At 62.1% G+C, this 21,351-nt stretch carries 23 protein-coding genes (1 of these 23 cut by a window edge); 16 read left to right on the top strand and 7 right to left on the bottom strand.

Annotation, left to right across the window (positions count from 1 at the left end):
- From EHF33_RS10805 to EHF33_RS10785, 5 genes are all read left to right on the top strand, one after another.
- A protein-coding gene (locus tag EHF33_RS10805; RefSeq protein ID WP_124871188.1) for a hemolysin family protein crosses the window boundary here: on the top strand, positions 1-358 show its end. 956 nt of this gene lie to the left of the window's left edge; the window shows 358 of its 1,314 coding nt (coding positions 957-1,314); the start codon falls outside the window, past its left edge; its stop codon occupies positions 356-358.
- 92 nt (positions 359-450) lie between these two features.
- Entirely contained in the window at positions 451-681 is a 231-nt protein-coding gene (locus tag EHF33_RS10800; RefSeq protein ID WP_124871185.1) for a hypothetical protein, read from the top strand.
- On the top strand, positions 678-1,265 hold the full coding sequence (locus EHF33_RS10795; RefSeq protein ID WP_124871183.1) for a metalloregulator ArsR/SmtB family transcription factor: 588 nt from the start codon (positions 678-680) through the stop codon (positions 1,263-1,265). Before EHF33_RS10800 ends, EHF33_RS10795 begins: the two co-directional genes overlap by 4 nt.
- Positions 1,266-1,275: 10 nt before the next feature.
- A complete protein-coding gene (locus EHF33_RS10790; RefSeq protein ID WP_124871180.1) occupies positions 1,276-2,553 on the top strand; it encodes an aminopeptidase in 1,278 nt (425 codons plus the stop codon).
- A gap of 36 nt (positions 2,554-2,589) precedes the next feature.
- Complete coding sequence (locus tag EHF33_RS10785) at positions 2,590-2,946, top strand: GIY-YIG nuclease family protein (protein WP_124871177.1); 357 nt, start codon at positions 2,590-2,592, stop codon at positions 2,944-2,946.
- A gap of 140 nt (positions 2,947-3,086) precedes the next feature.
- Here EHF33_RS10785 and EHF33_RS10780 read toward each other — a convergent pair whose 3' ends face one another.
- Entirely contained in the window at positions 3,087-4,745 is a 1,659-nt protein-coding gene (locus EHF33_RS10780; protein ID WP_124871174.1) for an FAD-binding dehydrogenase, read from the bottom strand.
- 206 nt (positions 4,746-4,951) lie between these two features.
- Positions 4,952-5,902 (bottom strand): hypothetical protein, encoded by a 951-nt coding sequence (locus tag EHF33_RS10775; protein WP_241191142.1) that lies wholly within the window; start codon positions 5,900-5,902, stop codon positions 4,952-4,954.
- Between the two features lie 67 nt (positions 5,903-5,969).
- Here EHF33_RS10775 and EHF33_RS10770 point away from each other — a divergent pair, with 67 nt between their 5' ends.
- Complete coding sequence (locus tag EHF33_RS10770) at positions 5,970-6,317, top strand: hypothetical protein (protein ID WP_124871171.1); 348 nt, start codon at positions 5,970-5,972, stop codon at positions 6,315-6,317.
- A 30-nt stretch (positions 6,318-6,347) separates the two neighbouring features.
- On the opposite strand, the gene EHF33_RS10765 is transcribed toward EHF33_RS10770, so the two are convergent.
- The gene (locus EHF33_RS10765) at positions 6,348-6,977 is read right to left on the bottom strand and encodes an HAD family hydrolase (RefSeq protein WP_124871168.1); all 630 of its coding nucleotides are present in this window, start codon (positions 6,975-6,977) and stop codon (positions 6,348-6,350) included.
- A gap of 454 nt (positions 6,978-7,431) precedes the next feature.
- Between EHF33_RS10765 and EHF33_RS10760 the strand changes: the two genes are divergently transcribed.
- Positions 7,432-7,869: a hypothetical protein gene (locus EHF33_RS10760; protein WP_124871166.1), complete on the top strand. Its 438-nt coding sequence runs from the start codon at positions 7,432-7,434 to the stop codon at positions 7,867-7,869.
- 17 nt (positions 7,870-7,886) lie between these two features.
- Positions 7,887-8,339 carry a pyrophosphohydrolase domain-containing protein gene (locus EHF33_RS10755; RefSeq protein WP_124871163.1) on the top strand — a complete coding sequence of 151 codons (453 nt, stop codon included), beginning with the start codon at positions 7,887-7,889 and terminating at the stop codon, positions 8,337-8,339.
- 132 nt (positions 8,340-8,471) lie between these two features.
- Here EHF33_RS10755 and EHF33_RS10750 read toward each other — a convergent pair whose 3' ends face one another.
- Both EHF33_RS10750 and EHF33_RS10745 read right to left on the bottom strand, forming a co-directional pair.
- Positions 8,472-9,662 carry a M20 family metallopeptidase gene (locus EHF33_RS10750; RefSeq protein ID WP_124871159.1) on the bottom strand — a complete coding sequence of 397 codons (1,191 nt, stop codon included), beginning with the start codon at positions 9,660-9,662 and terminating at the stop codon, positions 8,472-8,474.
- A gap of 80 nt (positions 9,663-9,742) precedes the next feature.
- Entirely contained in the window at positions 9,743-11,461 is a 1,719-nt protein-coding gene (locus EHF33_RS10745) for a M3 family oligoendopeptidase (RefSeq protein ID WP_124871156.1), read from the bottom strand.
- A gap of 111 nt (positions 11,462-11,572) precedes the next feature.
- Here EHF33_RS10745 and EHF33_RS10740 point away from each other — a divergent pair, with 111 nt between their 5' ends.
- Positions 11,573-12,151 carry a GNAT family N-acetyltransferase gene (locus EHF33_RS10740; RefSeq protein ID WP_124871153.1) on the top strand — a complete coding sequence of 193 codons (579 nt, stop codon included), beginning with the start codon at positions 11,573-11,575 and terminating at the stop codon, positions 12,149-12,151.
- A gap of 572 nt (positions 12,152-12,723) precedes the next feature.
- Positions 12,724-13,494: a substrate-binding periplasmic protein gene (locus EHF33_RS10735; RefSeq protein ID WP_124871150.1), complete on the top strand. Its 771-nt coding sequence runs from the start codon at positions 12,724-12,726 to the stop codon at positions 13,492-13,494.
- A 26-nt stretch (positions 13,495-13,520) separates the two neighbouring features.
- Here the strand turns inward: EHF33_RS10735 and EHF33_RS10730 are convergent, their stop codons facing one another.
- Positions 13,521-14,918, bottom strand: a complete 1,398-nt coding sequence (locus tag EHF33_RS10730; RefSeq protein ID WP_124871147.1) for a hypothetical protein — start codon at positions 14,916-14,918, stop codon at positions 13,521-13,523.
- A gap of 456 nt (positions 14,919-15,374) precedes the next feature.
- Between EHF33_RS10730 and EHF33_RS10725 the strand changes: the two genes are divergently transcribed.
- From EHF33_RS10725 to EHF33_RS10700, 6 genes are read left to right on the top strand one after another with little or no spacing between them, the layout of a single operon-like run.
- On the top strand, positions 15,375-15,956 hold the full coding sequence (locus tag EHF33_RS10725; protein WP_124871144.1) for a glycerol-3-phosphate acyltransferase: 582 nt from the start codon (positions 15,375-15,377) through the stop codon (positions 15,954-15,956).
- The gene (locus EHF33_RS10720) at positions 15,953-18,064 is read left to right on the top strand and encodes a hypothetical protein (protein WP_241191141.1); all 2,112 of its coding nucleotides are present in this window, start codon (positions 15,953-15,955) and stop codon (positions 18,062-18,064) included. The genes EHF33_RS10725 and EHF33_RS10720 overlap by 4 nt, the downstream gene beginning before the upstream one ends.
- 43 nt (positions 18,065-18,107) lie before the next feature.
- On the top strand, positions 18,108-18,524 hold the full coding sequence (locus tag EHF33_RS10715) for a penicillin-binding protein (RefSeq protein WP_124873096.1): 417 nt from the start codon (positions 18,108-18,110) through the stop codon (positions 18,522-18,524).
- A gap of 43 nt (positions 18,525-18,567) precedes the next feature.
- Entirely contained in the window at positions 18,568-19,242 is a 675-nt protein-coding gene (locus EHF33_RS10710; RefSeq protein WP_124871141.1) for a cytochrome c biogenesis CcdA family protein, read from the top strand.
- Positions 19,227-19,889: a heme ABC exporter ATP-binding protein CcmA gene (gene ccmA / locus EHF33_RS10705; protein WP_124871138.1), complete on the top strand. Its 663-nt coding sequence runs from the start codon at positions 19,227-19,229 to the stop codon at positions 19,887-19,889. Before EHF33_RS10710 ends, ccmA begins: the two co-directional genes overlap by 16 nt.
- Complete coding sequence (locus EHF33_RS10700; RefSeq protein WP_124871134.1) at positions 19,886-20,572, top strand: heme exporter protein CcmB; 687 nt, start codon at positions 19,886-19,888, stop codon at positions 20,570-20,572. The genes ccmA and EHF33_RS10700 overlap by 4 nt, the downstream gene beginning before the upstream one ends.
- A 33-nt stretch (positions 20,573-20,605) precedes the next feature.
- On the opposite strand, the gene EHF33_RS10695 is transcribed toward EHF33_RS10700, so the two are convergent.
- Positions 20,606-21,319 (bottom strand): hypothetical protein, encoded by a 714-nt coding sequence (locus EHF33_RS10695; protein ID WP_124871131.1) that lies wholly within the window; start codon positions 21,317-21,319, stop codon positions 20,606-20,608.
- Between the last annotated feature and the right edge of the window lie 32 nt (positions 21,320-21,351).

Here is a 21,351-nt window from a genome sequence, read left to right as displayed (position 1 = left end):
GCGGGTTCACGCCGCTTTGGTGGTCGACGAATACGGCGGCACACTGGGCTTTGTCACGATGGACGACCTGATCGAAGACGTGATCGAACTGGATGAAGACGACCCACGCATCATCCACAACCCCGACGGCTCGTACAGCTTGGACGGCGAAGTGACGCTCTCGGAGCTGCGCGACGACCTCGGCTTCAAGCTGGTGTCCGACGACGCCAACACGGTGGCGGGTTTGGTGCTGGCCGCTTACGGCACCTTGCCGCCCGCCGGCATCACGGTACACGTACAGAACGTGGACTTGACCGCCGAAGCGGTGGAAGGACTCAGAATCACGCGGGTACGACTGCGGCAAGTGGACAGCGTTTGAGGGTGTAAGCAGGCAGTAAAAGGCGCTCTAGGCCACCACGCTTATTTCGGTCTTTGTCAAAACAAAGTAAGCTCATTTAGAGGAATAGCGAAATGAGCGAACAGATCTTCACCGACCCGGCCCAATTTTTTGAAAGCACACTCAGCCGCTTGATCGGCAACGCCGAGCGTGATCTGGCGCTGGCCCAAGCGGAAGGCGAAGCCCTGAGCGCCACCAAAGCGCGGGTGCGCTTGGATACGCTTCGGGCCGCGCTGAACATTCACCGCGCAGGCTTCAAAGTGGTGGAGCGCCAACACCTCAAAATTCGCCGGGCAGCGCCGTGAATAGCGTCCAAGACGCCGCCGACTTCTTCAAAGCGCTGTCGCATCCGGCCCGCGTGCTTTTGGTTCGGCTGACTTGGGAACGCGCCCGAAGCGGCGAAGAGTTGTGCAAGCTGCTGAATTTGTCGGCGGCCACGGTCAGCCACCACCTCACGCAGCTCGACGACGCCGGACTGGTCACGGCGGAGCAGTCGGGCCACCACCGCTTTTACCGGGCGCACCAAGCCGCCTTCGCGCCCACGCTGACGCAACTGGTGCGGGCCGAAGCCAAGCAACCTCCTTACCAAACCGAAGCCGAGCGCTACCGCGCCAAAGTCATTCAGACGTTCCTCAAAGGTGGCAAGCTCAGCGCCATTCCTGCTCAGCGCAAAAAGCGGGACGTCATTTTAGAAGTGCTGGTCAACGAATTTGAAGTGGGCCGCGAGTACCCGGAGCGCGAAGTCAACGAACTTTTGGGCACGTATCACCCTGACTTTTTCACCTTGCGCCGTGAACTGATCATGCGCGGACTGTTGGAGCGCGGCAGCGGTGTGTACTGGCGACCCGCTGAACAAGCGGCAGTCAACCCACTTGCGCAGGAGGCGTAGCATGAGCGGCATGACTTCCTCTCACCCAGATTCCAGCATCGCCCCAGATTCCAGCGCCGCCGACTTCCAACGCCTCCTCGCGGGCTACGCCGAACTGCTGGTCAAGGTAGGCGTCAACCTGCAACCGGGCGGCAAACTGCTGGTCAATGCACCGCTGGAAGCGGCTGAGCTGGCCCGGCTGGTGGCTCGCAGCGCCTACCGAGCCGGAGCGCTGAACGTGGTGGTGCGTTACGTTGACGAGCAACTTGCCCGCCTCAAGATGGACGCCGCTCCCGACGCGGCCATCGAGTATGTTCCGGCGTGGCTCCCCGACGAAGCCCTCAGGATGATCGAAGACGGCTATTCCTTCCTGACGCTGGACGGCAGCGACCCTGATCTGATGGCCGGGGCCGATCCCGAACGGCTGGCCAAAACGGCCACGCTACGGGCCGCCGTCATGCGCCCAGTCAGTCAAAAAATGATGGGGTTCGAGGCGGCGTGGTGCATCGGGGCGATCAGCATTCCGAGCTGGGCCATCAAGGTCTACCCCGAACTTGCGCCAGAAGAAGCAGTTTCGGCTCTCTGGCGCGACATTTTCAAGGTGACGCGGGCCGATACGCCTGATCCGGTGGCGGCGTGGCAAGCCCACATCGTCCGGCTGGGCAAGGTGCGCGACTTTCTGAATACCCAGCACTTCGCGTCGCTGCATTTTGCCGATCCGCACGGCGAAACCGACCTGACGGTGGGACTGGCAGACGGCCACCTCTGGGCGGGCGTGGAAGACCACACCAAGGCGGGCGTGAAAATCGTGCCAAACATGCCCACGGACGAAGTGTTCACCGCGCCGCACCGAGACCGGGTGGACGGCGTGGCGGTAGCCAGCAAGCCGCTCCTCGTAAGGGGCGAGACGGTGGAGGGCATCAGGGTGCGCTTTGAAGGCGGCAAGGTGGTGGAGGCCAGCGCCCGCAGCGGCGAGGCGACTTTCCTCAAGCTGCTCGACACCGACGAGGGTGCGCGGCACATCGGAGAAGTGGCATTGGTGGCAGCCAGCGCTCCGGTCGCGCAGACTGGGCGGCTTTTTTACAACACCCTCTTTGACGAAAATGCCGCCTCGCACATCGCGCTGGGCCGCGCTTACCCTTTTACCTTCAGCCAAGACCCGGCCCAGAGCGGCGGCAACGACTCGCTGATTCACGAAGACTGGATGATCGGCACCCCCAGCATGAATGTGGACGGCGTCAACCCAGACGGCAGCCGCGTGACGCTGATGCGCGGCGGTGAGTGGGCCATTGAGGGCCTGACGACCTGAACCCCTGATCACTTAAAAGTGAGTGGAGCGACCAGTATGACCCAGACTCAGCCCCGCGTTTACAAGAACTTCACGCCCAGAATGGGTGTCTATGTGCTGCGCTGCCCAGCTTCCGACCTGACATTGCTGGATCTCAGCCCTCATGTGGAAGGCGGCGTCAACCGTGTGCGCTTTCAGCTTGACGCCGGCGTGTATCCAGACAAGGATATTCAGCGGCGCTGGACAGCGAGCGGCCCGGACGCCTTCGAGCTCGAGGTGCTGGATGAACTCGCCTACGATCCCAGCAAGCCAGCCGATCATGATTACAGTGACGAACTGACCGAACTCGAATCCCTGCACCGCGAGCGCCTGAGCCTTGAGCCCAGACCCAGAAACGCCAGAGGCCTGCGCTGAAAACGTGTTGGTGTGGGTTCAGATTCTCCTGACCCTGGCAGATGTCTCGCTACCAGTTTTGCCGATGCTGGGTTTTCGGCTCCGACCCGGCGCGGCGCGGCGTCGGAGCTCACCGCATGAACGGCTCTTTCTCCCCTACCTCAAATCTCCTGCGCCGCCGAGCGCCCGGCCACCCGCCCGCTGAACAGGCAGCCACCCAAAAAAGTGCCCTCCAGAGCGCGGTAACCGTGAACGCCGCCGCCGCCGAAACCCGCCACCTCGCCCGCCGCGTAGAGGCCCGGCATCACCGCGCCGCCGGGAGCCAAAACCCTGGCTTGCAAATCGGTTTCCAGTCCCCCCAAAGTTTTGCGGGTCAGGATGTTCATCTTGACGGCAATCAGCGGCCCGTCCGCCGGGTTAAGAATTGGAGCGGGCCTCACCACCCGCGTCAGACGTTCACTGAGCAGGGCGCGGGCCGACCGAACCAGGGCCAGTTGGATGTCTTTCCCCACGTCGTTGTGGGTTTGGAGGTCGCGCTCACGGACTTCTCGCTCTACCGTTTCGTAACTCACGGCCCCGTTGCCGATCAGCTCGTTCATGCCGCGCACCAGATCGGGCAAGTTGGAACGCACCACGAAGTCGGCTCCATGATCCATGAACGCTTGCACCGGCCCCTGCACGTTACGGCCTGCCCGTTTCAGCGACAAGCCGATATCGCGGTTTGTCCAGTCCGGGTTTTGCTCGCTGCCCGACAAGCTAAATTCCTTTTTGATGATGGCCCGGTTGAGGAGAAACCAGGTGTAGGGATAGCCATTTTGGGTGATGTGCTGCAAGGTGCCGAGCGTGTCGAAGCCGGGATAATGGGGAAAGGGCAGCCGCCGCCCGCTGGGATCGAGCCACAGGCTGCTCGGCCCCGGCAAGACCCGAATGCCGTGACCCGGCCAAATCGGATTCCAGTTGCGAATCCCCTCGGTGTAGTGCCACATCCGGTCAGGGTTGATCAAGCTGGCTCCAGCAGTTTGGGCGGCGAGTTGCATCTGGCCGTCCACGTGTGCCGGAACACCTGTGATCATAAAGGCGGGCGCGGGGCCGAGGCGCTCGGTAGGCCAGTTTTGCCGCACCAGTTCGGGGTTGCCGCCAATGCCCCCGGACGTGAGAATGGTCGCCCCCGCCGTCAAGTCGAACTCGCCCGCCACCACCCTTGAGCTGCGCTCGCCCCGCGCCACTTGCGAGAGTTCCAGCACCTCGCCGTGAACACCCACCACCCGCCCCGCCGAGAGGGTCAGGCCGCGTACCCGGTGGCGAAAAGCAAACTGGATACGCCCCGCCTGAACGTGCTGGCGCACCCGCCGCTCGAACGGCTCAACAATGCCCGGCCCGCTGCCCCAGACGATATGAAATCTCGGCACGCTGTTGCCAGGGCCGCCTGCGCCCTGTCCACCGCGCTCGGCCCAGCCCACCGCCGGAAAAAACTGAACGCCTTGAGATCTCAGCCAACTGCGTTTCTCGCCCGCCGCGAACGCCAGATACGCCTGCGCCCACTGACGCGGCCAGTGATCCTCGGGCCGGTCAAAGCCCGCCGTGTTGAGCCAATCTTGGCTGGCCAGCTCGTGCGAATCACGGATGCCGAGGCGACGCTGCTCCGGCGAGTCCACCAAAAAAAGGCCGCCCAACGACCAGAAGGCTTGACCGCCGAGGCTTTGCTCACCTTCTTGGTCGAGCAGCAGGACAGTTTTGCCCGCGTCGGCGACTTCGGCGGCAGCCACCAGCCCTGCGAGGCCCGCGCCCACCACGATCACATCGACTGGTTGTAGGGTCATGCGCTCAGCTTAGCTCAGGCTTGAGAACTGTCGGTGGTTCCAGCTCAGTGTCGGTGTCGTCGTTCAACTGACCTGAATTGTCAGGCATAGCCGCCGCGCTTCAACTTTGGTTGGCAAGAGGTTGAGTGGTGTTGAGGAAACAGCAGCGGCGAAACGCGGGCCAAAAAAAGACCGGATTGCTCCGGCCTTTCGTACTTCTCTTAACTTTACTTGTCGTCGCGGCGGCCCGAGCCACCCCAGCCCATATCGCGCCGGGCACGTGGGCGAGAGTCGCTGTCTGAGCTGCCGCCACTGCCCGTTTCGCGGCGGGGGGCGCTGCGGTCGCCTTGATAGCTGCCGCCTTCACGGTTGCCCTGATAGCCGCCGCTGCTGCTCTCGCGGGGCTTGAATCCACCACGGTCGCCGCCGCCTTGGTATCCGCCGCTGCCACCGCTGCGCTCGCCACGGTCTTCACGGGGTTTGAAGCCGCCTTCGCGGTTGCCCTGATAGCCGCCGCTGCTCCGCTCGCCGCCTCTGTCGTTGCCACGGTCTTCGCGGGGACGGAAGCCGCCTTCACGGCTGCCCTGATAACCGCCGCCGCCACCGCTGCGCTCGCCGCGGTCTTCACGGGGACGGAAGCCACCTTCACGGTTGCCCTGATAGCCGCCGCTGCTCCGCTCGCCGCCTCTGTCGTTGCCACGGTCTTCACGGGGGCGGAAGCCGCCTTCGCGGTTGCCCTGATAGCCGCCGCTGCTGCGCTCACCGCCTCTGTCGTTGCCACGGTCTTCGCGGGGCTTAAAGCTGCCGCGTTCGGTATTCTCGCGGCCCGCACCTGCACCCGCGCCCTGACTTTCGCGCAGTTCGCGCATTTCGCGGCGCAGGCCACGGATTTCTTTGCCCTGCTCGTCAAGCGTTTCTTGCAACTTGTTGAGCATCGAGAACAGTTGTCCGGCGTCGATAAATTCTTCGTCGTCCTCGCTGTCCTCACCGTCTTCGCCTTCTGCTTCTTCAGCGTCTAGTTCAGCGTCCTCGTCAATTTCCTCACCTTCGAGGTGGGGCAAAATGCTCTGCACAGCGGCGGGAGCCTCTTGCTGCTCAGTGTGCTCGGTCTGCTCTTCTACGGCAGCCGCGTTGATGGTGTCTTGCTGCTCGCCTTCGGGTTGGTGCTGATCGCTCATGGTCTTTTTGTCCTTTGCCCGTTTTTCGGGTCTACCCCTTAGTCTATCACGCGCCTACACTGAGAGCATGACCCCACCCAGTAACTCTCCCAACAACACGGCGGCCAGTACCGCTGGCAAACCCGTCGCCGCCGCTGACCGAGCCCGCTTAGACCAAGTGTTTATGCAGGTGATGTTAGACGTGCAGGCCCAAGCCCAACAAAGCCGACCTCCGCAGGCAGGCAACCTCGCCGCCATGTTTCACAAAGAGCAGGTCAGCGAAGCGCTTCAGGGCTGCGCCATGCTGATCGCGGGCTGGAACCAAAACCGAATCGACAACGCCGGAACCACCCGAGCGGCGCGGGCATTTCGGGCGCTGGAATTGCCGGAACTCGCGGGGCGCATCGAGCAGCTTCACAAAATTGACGAAGGCTAAAAAGGCGAGGGCCAAAACCCGGCCCGCCGATCAGACACTCAGCCAAGCCGCCAGCTCTTTTTCAAAGGCCTCATGCCGCTCGTGGGAATAGAGCAGGCCATGAAAACCGTAGGCGTTGGCGGCGTCAATGTTTTCTTGCACGTCGTCCACGAAGGCGGTCTGCGCGGCTGGACGCTGCATGGCCTCCTCAAGCGCGGCGAACGATTGGGGGTCAGGCTTTTTGATGCCGATTTCGTTGGAAAACACCAGAGCGTCAAAGCGGGCGAACTCAGGCCGCGCCCGCAGATGATCACTCACCACCGGATAGTTGTTGCTGAGCAGGCCCACCCGGACAGTCTTGGGGAGGGCGGCGAGCGCAGCGTACATCGGGGCGTTGTCATGGATACTGCTCAAATAAAGGGCTTCAAATTCTTCATAAGCAAACTCCACTCCAGTTTCTTGTTGCAAAGTCGCCCAGAACTGCGGCAGCGTCCACGCGCCGACTTCGAGTTGGCGTACATGCCGGAAATAGCTTTGGCGCACCGTTTCCACGCTAACGCCGCCGCGCTCGGCCACCCTGTCGGTGGAGCGCCCGTCGAAGGTGCCGATGGTAAATACGCCGCCCCAATCGAAAGCGACGTGACGCTGGGTGGATAAAGAGCTGGAATCTGAGGAAGTCATGTCCACTATTATTGGCGAGCGAGCGCGGCATCAAAGCCGCACGCTCTAGGCCAATCGAAGGCTTATTTTGTTGCGCCATGAAGATAAATAAATGTTTATCTCAGTCACATACTAAGCACATCACTTGGATAGATACTGGCTTTTAGTTCCTGAGTTGGTTTGTTGCACCGCTTTTCTGTACAGAGGAATTGGAGGGTTTCGCCCACCTCCCAAGAACGGGCGTGCGAGTAGGCCGAGAGTGTCGCTGTAAAACGCATTTTTGCAAGACATTAGGCCGCCGAACTGGTTCAAGTCCAGTTGCCTGCTTTAATCACCACGTTATCAACTAAAACGTCTAAAGCCATCTCCTTCGGGGGGTGGTTTTTTTAGCTGTCGGGGCGGCGGGCAAGTCTACGGCGGCCTTTTGCGGCGCGTGCCACAACCCAGTCCCAACCCAGCCGTTAAGGTGACACAGATGCTTCAGACGGCTCTCCTGACCCTCACTCTACCGGCTGTGCTGCTGGGCGCTCCAAAGAGTGACACTGCCGCCTTGACGATTGAACTGCCTTCCGGCGTGTTGCTGAGCCGTTTTGCGCCCAATCAACTGACCCTTAGCGTGGGCGGACAGACGCAAACCCTTAGGCCCCTCGGCACACCCAACCGCCACGCCGACTACGCTGATTATTTCGGCACGCTGGAGCCACTGCGCTTCCGGTTGCCGCTGGGCAGTCGGGGAGCCGGCAAGACTCCTGCGCAGGGCACCCTCAGCGCTCAGCTTTTTATCTGTGACAAAGTGGCCCGTCTGTGTGCCATGCGGACGCTGAAGCTGCAAGTCACACTCGGCAAAACACTGCGGCTGACTCAGGCGCAGTTGCAACCCGCCCTGATAAGCAGCGAAGCCGACAGACCCTGAAGCGCTAACTTGAAGGCATGTCCGGTTTCCCGCTTCAAACGAAAGTCCCCGAGAGCAACGCCCAGAAAGTACAGGCCTTTCACGCCGCGATTGACTCGCCGTATCCGCAGCGCCCCGAAGTGCCGAACGCTGAGCGGCTGAGCCTGCGCCTGACCCTGCTGCGAGAAGAAATGCAGGAAGTGGAGGCCGAATTTCAGCACCTCAGCGCCAATTTGGCCGCCACACCCGCCGATCTCGCGCCGCTGGCACACGAGTTGGCCGACTTACTGTACGTCACTTACGGCGCTTTGGGAGCGCTGGGCGTGGACGCCGACGCGGTGTTTGCCGAAGTCCACCGCGCCAATCTCAGCAAAACCAGCGGCCCACGCCGCGCCGACGGCAAGCAGCTCAAGCCCGAAGGCTGGCAAAAAGCCGACGTGCTGGAGGTAATGCTGGCGGAGGTGAAAAGCGGGTCACCAGTCGAAAAGTAAGAGGGGACTTCCCAGCTTCAGCCCGTTCCTTGTGACCCACTTACACAAGTAAAGATCAAAAAAGCAGCAGGCTGAAACGAACTAGCCCACTGCCCAACCTCTCAGTTTACCCAGAGATAAACGCCGTTCTCCTTAGCTCGGCTTGCCCAATTCCAAAGCCGCCGCGTGGAGCATCCGCACGCCCGTCACCAGGCTTTCTTCGTCCAAGGTAAAACGGGGGTGATGGTGCGGGTAATCGCTTTCGAGCAGCTCGTTGCCGCTGCCCACATTAAAATACGCGCCGGGGGCTTTGGTCAGGTAAGCCGAGAAATCCTCGCCGCCCATGCTGGGCTGGGCCAGTTGAGCATTCTCGCCCACTTCGGCCTTGGCAATGTCCATCAGCTTGTTGGCCACCCAGTCAGTGTTGATGAGTGGGCGGTAGCCCATGTCGTACTGGAAGGTGTAGGTCGCCCCGTGCGCTTCGGCAACGCCCTTGATGACGCGCTCCAGCAGACCGGGCGCACGCGCACGCAATTCGGGGTCAAACGAGCGCACCGTGCCCATCAGCTCCGCAGTGTCGGGGATGACGTTGTGGGTGGTTCCAGCTTGAAAATACGTCACGCTGACCACCAGATTGTCGATGGCGCTGACGTTACGGCTGACGATGTGCTGCAAGTTCGTGACGACCTGTGCGCCGATCGCAATGGGGTCAATGGCCTGTTCGGGGTGGGCGGCGTGCCCGCCTTTGCCGCGAATGGTGATCTGGAAGCTGTCGGGCGCGGCCATAAATGCTCCCGGCTTGACCGCCACCACGCCCGTCGGAAGCTGGGAGGCGAGGTGCAGGCCGGTCACCACGTCTACGCCGTCCATCAGCGAGGTGTTTTGAACGAGTTCTTCCGCGCCACCGGGGCCAATTTCCTCAGCGTGTTGGAAGATCATCCGGATTTCGCCGTTCACTTCTTCGGGCGACTCGCTGAGCAGCTTGGCGACTCCCAGCAACATGGACGTGTGTCCGTCGTGGCCGCAGGCATGCATCACGCCTTTGTTCTGGCTGACAAACTCGAAGCTGTTTTCTTCCGTGATCGGCAGGGCGTCAATATCGGCCCGCAGTAGCACCGTCTGACCGGGCTTGCCGCCCTTCAAAACTGCCAGCACGCTGGTTTCGCTGGGCCGTGTGACAATCAGGTGCGGAAACTTGGCGAGTTCGGCGGCGATGTAGGCCGAGGTCTGATGCTCGTGGAAGCCGAGTTCAGGATTGGCGTGCAGGTGTCTGCGCCAAGCGGTGAGCTGCGGCAACAAAGCGGCGGCGCGTTCGCCGGAAGCTGTGCGGGGTAAAGTCGTCATAAAAACTCCTTTTTACACTTTGAATAGAAATGGAGGAACCGAGATTCGCAGTCTAGCGCTCAGGTTCCCGCCGGCGCTGCTCATTGTTTCTGCACAAAGTCCATCATCTCCGCCAAGTAAGCGCGGTCAAAGCGGAACTCCAAGCCCGCCGCTTTGTAGAGTTCCGGCACACTGACGGTGTTGCCGAGGCTCAGCGCTTCTTTGTAACGTTGCAACGCTGCCGCCCGGTCATGCTGCGAGGCCCGCCAAATGCCCAACGCCCCCAAGCTGCACATGGCGTATTCGAGGTAATAAAACGGAGCGCGAAAGATGTGGTAATACTGCCAGCCCGAGGCACGCTCGGCTTCGTTCAGGTCAGACCAATCCAACCAGGGGTGAAAGGCGCGGTCGAGTTCCAGCCACTTGGCGTCAAGCTCGGCAATACTGACTTGCGGGCCGGTTTCGGAGTACAACCAGTGCTGAAAAGCGTCCATCTGCGCGGCCCAGGGCAAAAAGAGAATGCTGCTTTCGAGTTGCTCGCGGCGCACCCGCTCCAAGTCGGCGGGCAGGTAGGCGGCCTGCAATTCACCGAGCGCCAAAAACTCCATGGCCATGCTGGGCACCTCGATAAACTCCAGCGGACTCCAGCGGTTCCAGATCAGCGGCTGGGCGCGGGCACTGGCAAAAAAGTGAAAGGCGTGGCCCATTTCGTGCAGCAAGACTTTCAGGTCGTTGGCGGTGCCCACCACATTCATCACCACGAACGGCACACCGCTGGCCTGCAAACTCGAGCAGTAGGCGTGGCTCATCTTGTTGGGGCGGCTGGCCAAATCGAGCAGTTCGCCGCGCATCTGTCCGAATTGTGCGCCTAGGGCCGGATCGAGGGCGTCAAAGACCCGCTCGGCAATGCCTTCCAGCTCCGCAGCACTTTTGAAGGGCGTCAGCGGCGGGCGGCCCTGCGCGTCGAGGGCGGTGCGGCGCGAGTAGTCCCAGGGCCGCAGGCTTTCGAGGCCGAGTTGCTCTCTCTTGCTGTCCATGATTGCGGCGGACAGCGGCACCACCTCGCTCAAGATGGCCGCGTGAAAGTCGAGGCAGTCCTGCGGGGTGTAATCCACCCGGTCAAGCTCTTGCCAGCGGTAAGCGCGGTAATCGTCCAAGCCGTCTGGACGCTTGAGGTCGGCGTTCAGCGCCAGTTGGCGGCGGGTGGTGAGCAGTTCGAGCAGCAGGCCGTCCAGTGCGGGCTTCATTTCGGCGCGGCTGCGGGCCATGGCTTGCCAGACCTGCTCGCGGCGCAGCCGGTCAGCGCTGCCCAGCAAGCTCTCGGCTTCCGGCACAGTCAGCTCGGAGTCTCCGAACTCCACCGTTTGGCCGCCGGTGATCTCGGCGTGGCGCTGCATCTGGGCGGCATGAACCACACTCAGCTCAAGATTGGCTTCGCGGTAAAAAGCCGACTCGTCACGCATTCGGCGGTATGTCAGCGCAAAATCGGGCGCGGGTTGGTAGCCTTCAAGCGCCAGAAGTTTCTGACGTAGAGCCTGCTCAGCGCGGCCCAGCGGCGGCCCCAACTCCTCCTGAAAAGCGCTCAGCGCCCGCTGCGCTTCAAAATCGGCGGTGTTGAGGTCGGCTCTCAGGCTCAGCACCGCGCCCACCTGCGCGATTTCCTTGCTCAGCTCGCTCCAATCGGCCAGCCAACTCGCCGCGCCAGCGGGTGTCAAGTTGGCCTGCATCAGCGCTTCCATACGCGGCGCATAGGTCGCCCAGCGCTGCTGCTCAGCCGTCAAGATCAGGAACTGCGAATCCGGCACTCGGTTGTCAGGCATAGCGGCAGTTTAGAGGAAGTGAAGTGGAGTCGCGGGCGAATGGGCGGGCGTTGTTTGTGGCCAAACCGCTCACCTGCTACGGCCCAGAGGCTCTGACGCTAAGCTCGGCAGATGCCCGAACCCGTACCCTTTCCCGAAAGCCTGAGCACGCCGCGTTTGCTGCTGCGGGTGCCCACCGCCGCCGACGGCCCGCTGATGGCGGCGGTGGTCAATGCCAACTTGGAGCACCTGCGGCCCTGGATGCCCTGGGCGCAGCAGCCCCGCACCCCTGAGCAGCAAAGCGAGAGCATGGCCCGCGCCCATGACCGGTTTTTGCAGGGCGAGGACTTGATGTACCTGATGCTGAAAGGCGGGCAGCTTATCGGCTCGTGCGGTCTTCACCGAATCGACTGGAGCGTTCCGGCGGGCGACATCGGCTACTGGCTAGACTCCCGACACCTCGGGCATGGCTACGTCACCGAAATGGCCGCCGCCCTGACGGACTTGGCCCTTACCCCAGCTCAGCGCGGCGGCCTCGGCTTTGAGCGCCTCGAAATTCGCTGTGACCCGCGCAACCACAAAAGCGCCGCCGTGCCCAAGCGGCTGGGTTACGAATTAGAAGCGCGGCTCAAGCGCAATGCCAGAGACGCCCAACATCCTGAGCAACTGCGCGACACCTTGGTGTTTGCAAAGTGGCCGCCAGAAAAGTAACGTTTACAGGCCACCTTTTTAATCAAAAAGTATCGGAATGAATTCGCAGGCCCTGTTGACGTTGCACAGGTTCTGGACGAATAATTCTACAATTCCCGCTGAATAAAGTCGGCCGGACGGCCCAATCAGCACCATTGAGCCCAAAACAGCGGAGAAAGGGAGACATACGAATCCAGGGTGGGCTGAGCGTTCGGTGTTTTGCTGAAGAGAAGCAGAGCAACTGAAATCGGTGCTCTTCATTTGACAAGGCTGTCAGAGCATTGTCAGAGATGGGTGGCTAAGCTCGAATAATAGAGATGACTATGAAGATCTGGATCAATCTGCTGGTTTTTCAGGCAATTGACCTTCGATATTACGAGTTGCACTCAATTCACCCACAGCATCTGGAAGGGGAAACGGATGAGTGTGTTTTTAGCCCAGCCATTTATTCTTCTAGGAACTCTTTTTTAACAAGTGCTCCAAAAAAAGCGCCCCCTCAAGTTTCAGATGTTCTGAAGCGGGCGCGTACTTGTTTGCTTATCTTCAATCCCGATTCCTCTATTGGCAATCGGGTCTTATAAAAGGAGAATATTATGTCTACGCTCTTCCGCTCCGGTCTGCTTCTTTCACTGTGCAGTTTGATGATTCTTCCGCTGGCCCAAGCCCGCACGCTCAGAGACATCAAGAAAGAAGGCGTCTTGCACGTCAACAGCCTCGAGTTGCCGCCCTTTAGCTATAAGACAGCGGACGGCTATACTGGTTTTGAAACCGAACTCATCACCATGCTGGCCAGCGATTTGGGCCTGAAAATCGACTTTTCGCCCATGTTGCTCGATACCATCGTCAGCGATTTGAAAGAAGGCCGTGCCGACGCTGCAGTTGGCGGCTTAGGCATTACCAGCACCCGTGAAAATCAAGTGGGTTTTACCCGTCCCTTTTTGTGCGCTGGGATGTCGGTGGTGTCACGTGACCCGGCCATTCAAACCCGCTTTGACTTAGAAAATAAGACTGTCGGGGTACTTTCCGGCAGCACCATTCAGTCTTTTGTTCAGAAACTGCCGTTTCCCAAAAAAGCCGTGGTATTTGCTACGGTCAACGACCTGATCTATGCCATTGCCACCGGCAAGGTGGACGCCACACTGGGCTATAAGGTATCAGGGCCGATTATGACCAAACTTTACCCCAAAGCCGGCGTTCTCTACGGCCCCGTGCAGTGGAGCATTCCGGTGGGCGCGATGCTGTCCGATGGCGACAACAGCTTGAGACTGGCCCTCAACGGCGCACTGGCAAAGTCCATGCAAGATGGCCGCTACGCGCAGCTGAGCGCCAAATATTTTGGTGAAAACCTGCGCTGCAAAGCCTGATCTTCTTGATCAGGGGGAGAGTGAACTTAGGCCCGGACGCGGCTGGGCGACAGACGCTTAGACACGCCCTGCGCGTACTCCGACAGTTCAGCGAGCAGCGTCGGCACGTCGGAGCGCAGGTAAAACTGACCACCCGGCAGCGGCAGCAAAGCCATAAAGGGAGCGCGGCACAGCGTTTCTAGAATCGAGCGCAGCTCGGCGGTGTTGACTCCGCTGCCGAGGCGCTCGGCCAAGCGGGACGGATCGACGATGCTGTGGGCAGGCTGCTGCGCCAAGGTGGCCAGCACGTAACTGAAGGTGCCGCGCTGCACCAGATGGGCGCTGACCAACTCGGCGAGGCTGGCCACGCTGTCGAGGTCGAAGCTGGAGGTGTTCCAGTAACCGCGCAAATCGACGGGCGTCAGTGGCGCGAGGCGGGCGTGTTCGAGCAGTGCGCCGAGGGCTTCACGGGTAAAGCGCGGCGAGGCGGTGGACAGGTCTTTTTCCCAGGTCAGCAGAGCGCGGTACGTGCTTTGCTGGAAGGCCGGGTGCTGCTGCTCGGCTTCGCTGAGGGCCAGCACCATGTCATAGCCGTGTGAACCCAAATCAGCCCTGAGCCGCACCGGGCCAGCTTCCGCGCCGCCGAGATACTCGACTTGGTAGCCGGTGAGGCGGGCCAGCTCACCGAGCTGATCGGCCAGCGTCTCTAAAGCCGCCAACTCAGGTGCGGCAGAAGACACCGACTTGGGGGCCGCGCCCGAAGCGCTTGGGCGCAGCGGCTCTGGACGTTTGGTTTCGGAGCGTTTAGGTTCAGCGGCCCTCTCGGAGGGCGTTTGGCTGCTGGCCTGAGGTTCACCGGACGGCCCCGCGTGGCGGCCCACACCCACCTTCACTCCCGAATCGCGGCGGGCGGGCTCAGTGTGAACAGACTCGGCGTGAACTTGCACTGCTTTGCTTTCAGGCAGGTCTGTTGTCTTGATTAAGCGCTGCTCTTCTTTGCTCTGATCCGGCCTGCGGCTCTCAGTGACCGCCGCCTGCGCCGCGCTGGGTTGTGAGCGCTCCATGCGGACTTCACGGACGTGCGGTGTGGCATTGATGACCACGCGGCGCGGGGCTGGGTCGGGTTTGGTCGCCAGAGCCGCATTGAGGCGGTCGGTGTGCGGCTTGATCACGCAGCTTACGCGGTAACGGCCTTCACTGACCGGCGAGAGCATCAGCACGTCATTCACATCGAGGTTGTGATCGTGATAAAGCGAGCTCAGGCCCGTCAATTGCTTGGCGTTTTCGCTCATCTGAACTGGATAATCGCGCTCTTGTTCGTCAGTCAGGTGCAGCGTTTGCCCAGCCAAGTCAGCAGAAAAGAGAGTCCGGAGGTATTTGGCCACCGTCAGTGTGCCTTCAGATAAGCACGGACGGGTAATGATATAGCGCAGAGCAGCGGTCACGGCGGTGTCCTCCATTGAAAACGTGCATTAGCACGGTTAGGGTCAGAGCGGTAAAAAATTCAAAATGAAAACTCGAATCAAAAAGCGCCGCATTTTTAGCTTTCAAAAAGCGGTCATGCACTTAAGGTGTTCAAGTTCCCCTTCATCTTGAGTGAAGCGGTAGGGCAATGCAAGTCAGTTCAGCCCAGAAAGCGAATTGGTTCGTTTTAAACTAATTAGCGAAAGGTAATTTCGTTTTTACACAACTTTCTCTCAACTGGATGACCGGTTCACACTTTGAAAGTTTCCGCGCCTCAGCCCCCGCTTTGGCCCGACTTTGATCAAATCCCGCTCCTGAGTCAGAAAAAGCAGAGATACGGCGGCAGTCCTTCATCTTTGCGGTTTTATGGGCTTGTAGGACGCCTGCTCGCCGTCTTGGGCTGCGGCTGAGGTTTGCGTTCGTATTAGAATGCCCGCGTGACTGTCTTTTTGGTGCTGCTGTCGGCTTATCTGCTCGGCTCGGTGGTCTTCGGCGTAATTTACTCGCACATGCGCGGCGACGATGTGCGCGGGCGCGACATGCCCGGGGGCAGTGGGATGTTCCGGCAATACGGCCTCGGCCCGGCCCTGACCATCTCGGTGCTCGACATCCTCAAAGGCGTGCTGGCGGCTTATCTGGCGCTGCGTTTCGCGCCGGGGTGGGAGTGGGCGGCCATGTTTCTGGTGATTATCGGCCACTGCTATCCGGTGTTTTTCCGTTTCAACGGCGGCGGCGGCATTGCCCCGATGCTGGGCGCACTGCTGATCGTCGCGCCCAAAACCCTGCTGCTGATGGTGCTGCTTTCCCTCATCGTGATGCCGCTTTACAAAGCCACCATCCAAAAAAGGGTCGGCCTCAACGCCATTCCCTTCATGTCAGCGGTGGTGTTGCCGATCAGCGTGGCCGCTTCATTCTGGCTGGGGGGCACCTTGGCGCTGGTCGCAGGCGGCCTGGGGATGGCGGTCAGGTCGGTGCAACTGCTGATCGAAGATGGCAAGCTCGGAAAAAAGACGGCGTGAAGGCGGGGGGCTGGACAAGTGGAGCGCTGGGCTTACTGCTCACCCTGAGCATCACGTTGGGCGGCCAGAGTCAAGCCGCCGCCGTGCTGGACGGGCGAAGCCTCACCTTTGAGGAGGGCGGCAAAACGCTGACGACACTGATCTATCCCGCAGCGCTGGGCGACCTCAGCGGCCCGGTCACGCAGGGCGACACCACTTGGCTGGGCGTCGGGCCTTCGCTCTACGGCTTCGACGCCTTGGGCGTGGCCACCACCCGCCTTGATTTCTCCAACATGCTGAGCGCCGTGGACGCCAGCGGCGGCGTGCTGCGGGTCACGGCGGGGCCGAGCGGAGCACAGGACACTTACAGCGTCGTCGGCGGGCAAATTCAGGAGCGGGTGGTGCTGGTACCAGACACGCAGGTCACCGGTTGGCTGCGCCGCGCCGCCGCACTCACGCCGGACAGCCAAGTCGCGCAGGCCGCTCTCCAAGACCCCACCAATCCATTTTTGGCCCTGCGCCGCGCCGCGCTGGCCCGGCAACGCGGCGACCGCTTCACGGCCCTGAGTGAAACCCAGCGGGCGGCCAGTTTGCCGCTGGCTTTTCCGGCCTCGCTGCAACTCGCCGCCCAGATGGAAGCGCTCAACTCGCCTGCGGCAGCCAACTTGCTGCTCAGCCGCGCCGCCCGCGACTACGCGGCACGCGGCTACGACCCGGCTTTGCCGGTGAGCCGCGCCGCCCTGAGCGCTTACGGCGACCCGCTCGGCGAGTTGGAAACGCTGCTGAGCCAAAACAAGCTCGAACGCGCCGACGTGTGGATTCGTTACCTCCGCCAGACCTCACCGCGCTTTGAAGGCTCGCTGAGCTTATACACCCGCTACGCCGCGCTGCTCGATGCTCAAAACCGCAGCGGCGAGGCCGAGGAGTGGCGGGCCTTTGCCCGGACGCTCAGCACCGGCACACTGTACAACCTCGGCGCAGACGCGGTGCTGACCCTGCGCGACGCCGCCCGCGTCAGCGCTTTCGTGCTGCTGCTGAGCTGGCTGGCCGCTTACCTGACGCTCGCCGCCCGCACTTGGCGGGTGCAGGGCCAAGACACCGCCGAGTTGGGCGGACGCTGGGGCAGTTGGCTGAGGCGTCCACTGTCGCGGCTCCGGCGCAGTGTCGTGGCTTATGGGGGGTTCGGCGAAAAGCTGGTGATGCTCTCACTGCTCTCCACTTTGCTGCTGAGCCTCTCGGCCTGGACCTGGGCGGCCCGCGCCGAAACCCGCTTACAAGCGCCCGCGCTCAATATCGGCACTTACGGCGGCGCTTGGTTTTACGGCGGCCTCGATGAATTAGAACTCACGCCCAGCCGCGACACGGCCCTGCTGCGCGGCTTGTCTTCTCAGCTCGACGGTGACGACGCGGCGGCCCGCAGCAGCTACGAGGTGGGCACTTCGCCACTGCCCTGCGCTCAAAACAACTTGGGTGTCTTGGCCGAGAACAGAGACGACAACGCCCAAGCCCGAGGACTGTGGCAAGCCTCACTCTCGGCGGCTCCGGATTTGCTCGCGCCCGCTTACAACTTGGGCCTGCAACCCAGCGCCCCCGAAGCGGCCTTTCAAAGGGAGTACCGCGCCGCGCCGAGGCTGTGCTATCCCGATCAGCGCAGTTTGGTGCGGGCCCTCGGCGGCAGCTTGGCCGGGCAACTCCGCGCCCTAGTGCTCAATCCTTGGAGCGCTCTGATGGCCACGCCCACTCAGCTCAGCACGCCGCTGCAAGCCGTTTGGGTCACGCTGCTGCTGCTGACCTACGCGCTGGGCGTGGTGTGGCTGCTGACCCCCTCATCTGATCCCTCCGGCCGCGCCGGACGCCCCGCCCTCTTCCGGCTGCTGGCCCTGCTGCTGCCCGGCAGCGCCTTACTCGACGGCGCGTGGGGCGCGGTGCTGCTGCTCGGCTGGGCGGCGGCCATCGGCAATCTCCTTACCGCACGCGGCTGGCTGACGCTGCCGTATTTGCCCGGCCCGCTGAGCGCCAGCGGCGTGCTGATTTTCTTGGTGGTGCTCTACGCCCTCAACGTACTTGGCCTGAGCTTGCAAGAAATCGGCAGCTTCCGCGCCCGGCGAGCAGCAAGCTCGGCAAAGTAAAACAACCTGCCTTTTCATCCATTTGCCACCCGCACGCGTCAAGATGCAGGGCATGAACCGCACAGCCCCCCTGCTCACCTTGCTGCTCGCCCTGGGCGCAGGCAGTTTGACTTCGGCGGGCGCGGTGGTGCGCCTCGGCGACGCGTTGCCCGCTCACCCGTGGGCACAGAGCCGTGACGACGAGGACGAGCGCGAATTGGTGGTGCTGTACTCGCACGACTGCGGCGATCTAGGCGACCTTTGGAGCGCGGTGCTGCAAGCGGGTTTGCCAGTTCACGCCGTCAACGCCGAGGAGGTCGCCTCGCCCGCTCCCAAAGGGCTGAGCGTTTGGCGCGGCCCCGACGCCACCGCTTTTGCCCGCGCCCTCAAGGTCAGCGCGTATCCGACCGTGCTGCTGGTGCGCGGGGGGCGGGTGCTGAACGCTTGGGAAGGGGACTTTACGGCGGCGGCCAAGCTGTAGACCTCAGGACGCCCGCCCTGCCTTACGGCGCTAAACTCAGACCATGAATATCAGCGCCCCCAGCCTCACCATCGCTTTCGTGGCGGGGCTGATTTCGTTTTTGTCGCCGTGCGTGCTGCCGCTGGTGCCAAGTTACTTGGGTGTCATCGGCGGCAAAGCGCCGCTCCCACGGGCGCTGGGGTTTATTTTGGGTTTCGGCTTGGTGTTCGTGGCGCTGGGGGCCACCGCCAGCGGCCTCGGCTCGCTGCTGGACGCTTACCGCTTTACCTTATCGCGCTTATCGGGCGTGCTGATTGTCTTCTTCGGACTGGTGATGCTGGGCGTGATTCGGCTGCCGTTTATGATGCGCGACACCCGCGAACTCAGCGCCGCCGATCAATACGGGCCCGTCGCTCTCGGCGCGGCCTTCGCCTTCGGTTGGAGCCCTTGCCTCGGGCCAGTGCTGGGCAGCATTTTGGGACTGGCCGCCAGCACCCAGAGCCTCGGGCAAGGTGTGGGCCTGCTGCTGGTCTACACTTTGGGCCTGGCGGTGCCGTTTCTCCTCTCGGCGCTGCTGTGGGAGCGGCTCAACTTGCGGCGCTTAAACAGATACGCCGGAATTTTTGAGAAGATCGGCGGCGTAATCCTGATTGCGGTGGGCCTGCTGATGGTCACGGGCCGCTTTACCTTGCTGGCGAGCTGGGCTTTTTCAGTGATGCCCGAATGGATGCGCCTCTGAGCACGCCTGCCGCCGAATACGCCGTGCAGCTGCGCGGGGCTTGGCTGAGGCTGGGCCGCGAGGTGATTTTGCGCGGCGTGGATCTGGACATCGCGGCGGGCGAGGGCGTCACCTTGCTGGGCGAAAACGGTGCGGGCAAAACCACCTTGCTGCGGCTGCTGGCTTCCAGCTTGCGGCTGACCCGTGGCGAGGGGCGCGTTCACGGCTACGACCTACGCGACTCGCGTTCGGTACGCGACCACGTGCATCTGATGCCAGTCGAAGGCGGCACCTACCCCGATTTGACGGCGGCCGAGAATCTGGACTTTGCCCTTCAGATGCACCGGCTCAGCGGCGATACCGGCGCGGCACTCAGGCGAGTCGGTTTAGAGAAAGCCGCCGAGCGCCGAGTCCGTTTTTTGTCGGCAGGCATGAGAAAACGCCTCAATCTGGCTCGCCTCTCGCTGCTGGCCCGCCCACTGACCTTGGTCGACGAACCGTTTGCCAACCTCGATGCGGCGGGGCGGCATCTGGCGCTGGAAGTTTTGGCCGAGGTCACCGGCAGAGGCCAGACCCTGCTGCTGGCCGCCCACGAACCCGACCTCGCCGCGCAGGTCACGGGCCGCGCCCTGCATCTGAGCGCCGGAAGCCTGACGGACAGCCCGTGAACGAAGGCTGGCAGCACATCCTGACGATTGCCCGCAAAGACGCCCGCCTCGCCGGACGCACCCGCGACACTTTGCTGGCGACGCTGTTTTACGCCGCGCTGGTGCTGCTCGTTCTGGGCCTCGCCCTCGGGCCGGATGACGCCCGCCTGCGCCCCGCCGCCGCCGGAGCGGTGTGGGCCTCGCTGGCGCTGTCGTCGGCCATCGCTTCGGGCCGGGCGTTCGCGCAGGAGCAAGAAGCCGGAGCGCTGGAGCAACTGACCCTTTATCCGGGGCCGCACGGCGCACTGTATTTGGGAAAATGGCTGGGCACCTGGCTGCAACTGCTGGTGCTGGCGGCTGTGATTGTGCCGCTGGGCCTACTGCTGTTCGGCGCGGCGGGCGGCGGTCAGGCCCTGCCCTGGCCCGCGCTGCTGCTCACCGCTGTGCTGGGCGTGACCGGTTTGTCGGCCAGCAGCACTTTTTACGCCGCTATTACGGTCAATCTGCGGGCCCGCGAGGCGCTGCTGCCGGCCCTCGCTTTTCCACTGCTCGTTCCGGTGGTGCTGGCCACCGTCAAATCCACCAGTCTGCTCCTAGATGGCGGTTGGTCAGGGGAAGTGGCCGGGTGGCTGAGTTTCCTCACCGCCTTTGACATAGGCACCTTGATTGTCTGCACCTTGCTGTTTCCGTTTGCAGTGGAGTGAAGCACGGCCAGAGCAAATGCAGCCGCGCTCTGCTTATTTCTCAGCCACCAACACCGCTGCGCCGCCGTCGTGGTCATCGGTGGTCAGGGTGGGCGTGTTGAGGGCATTGTCCAGCTTCAGCGTGTCCAGCCGCTTGAAGGTGCCTGCCGCGCTCAACTTGGCGCTGAGATCGTCGCGGGCCACCTTAAAGGAGTTGTAGGGGTGATGCATCGAGGAAATCAATTCAAAGTCTTCGCGGCTAAACGCGGCTGTCCAGAGGTATCCGCCGCTGTCTATCGGCGCGGGGCCGAAGACCCGTCCGTGGTTGTTGGATTGCCACCACGCGCCGTCGCTGAAGGCTTCATCTTTTCCGCCGGGTTGCTGGCCGTACATCTGACCCAGGATGAGGCCCTTGTAGCCGACACTATGGCCTCCTTTTGGGCCGTAGCCTGCCGCCTGCATCGCGCTCACGAGGCGCGAGGCGGCTTCCTGCGGCGTCTTGGCGACTTTATCGACCAAGATCACGTTGACTGGCTCGCGCAAGTTGTGATCGTTTAGTTGGTAGCCCAGCCAGCGGGCCGGTTGGCCGTCGGGGTCGATCATCCATTTGCCGATGAGGCCGTAAGTGGTGTTCGCCGCGTCGGCGCTGCTGGTCGTCGCCTCGGCACCTTCAGTGGTCACATTGGCCGCGTTGATGGTCGGCGTACATCCCGAAATGACGGCCAAACCGGCACTGACACACACTGCAGGTATTAAACGATGACTCAAACTGACCTCCCATTTCTACCCATTTACGCCCC

It is taken from the genome of Deinococcus psychrotolerans (assembly GCF_003860465.1).
Classification (GTDB): Bacteria; Deinococcota; Deinococci; order Deinococcales; family Deinococcaceae; genus Deinococcus; species Deinococcus psychrotolerans.
The sequence above is the reverse complement of the archived record's forward strand: the minus strand, read 5'-3'. Positions and strand labels throughout refer to the sequence as shown.

Coding starts and splice junctions, on each gene's coding strand:
- EHF33_RS10770 (WP_124871171.1), top strand. CDS start 5,970: ATGACCCCACCCAGTAACTCTCCCAACAACACGGCGGCCAGTACCGCT.
- EHF33_RS10785 (WP_124871177.1), top strand. CDS start 2,590: ATGACCCAGACTCAGCCCCGCGTTTACAAGAACTTCACGCCCAGAATG.
- EHF33_RS10750 (WP_124871159.1), bottom strand. CDS start 9,662: ATGACGACTTTACCCCGCACAGCTTCCGGCGAACGCGCCGCCGCTTTG.
- EHF33_RS10710 (WP_124871141.1), top strand. CDS start 18,568: ATGAATATCAGCGCCCCCAGCCTCACCATCGCTTTCGTGGCGGGGCTG.
- EHF33_RS10775 (WP_241191142.1), bottom strand. CDS start 5,902: ATGAGCGATCAGCACCAACCCGAAGGCGAGCAGCAAGACACCATCAAC.
- EHF33_RS10745 (WP_124871156.1), bottom strand. CDS start 11,461: ATGCCTGACAACCGAGTGCCGGATTCGCAGTTCCTGATCTTGACGGCT.
- EHF33_RS10755 (WP_124871163.1), top strand. CDS start 7,887: ATGTCCGGTTTCCCGCTTCAAACGAAAGTCCCCGAGAGCAACGCCCAG.
- ccmA (WP_124871138.1), top strand. CDS start 19,227: ATGGATGCGCCTCTGAGCACGCCTGCCGCCGAATACGCCGTGCAGCTG.
- EHF33_RS10735 (WP_124871150.1), top strand. CDS start 12,724: ATGTCTACGCTCTTCCGCTCCGGTCTGCTTCTTTCACTGTGCAGTTTG.
- EHF33_RS10760 (WP_124871166.1), top strand. CDS start 7,432: ATGCTTCAGACGGCTCTCCTGACCCTCACTCTACCGGCTGTGCTGCTG.
- EHF33_RS10740 (WP_124871153.1), top strand. CDS start 11,573: ATGCCCGAACCCGTACCCTTTCCCGAAAGCCTGAGCACGCCGCGTTTG.
- EHF33_RS10790 (WP_124871180.1), top strand. CDS start 1,276: ATGACTTCCTCTCACCCAGATTCCAGCATCGCCCCAGATTCCAGCGCC.
- EHF33_RS10715 (WP_124873096.1), top strand. CDS start 18,108: ATGCAGGGCATGAACCGCACAGCCCCCCTGCTCACCTTGCTGCTCGCC.
- EHF33_RS10765 (WP_124871168.1), bottom strand. CDS start 6,977: ATGACTTCCTCAGATTCCAGCTCTTTATCCACCCAGCGTCACGTCGCT.
- EHF33_RS10800 (WP_124871185.1), top strand. CDS start 451: ATGAGCGAACAGATCTTCACCGACCCGGCCCAATTTTTTGAAAGCACA.
- EHF33_RS10780 (WP_124871174.1), bottom strand. CDS start 4,745: ATGACCCTACAACCAGTCGATGTGATCGTGGTGGGCGCGGGCCTCGCA.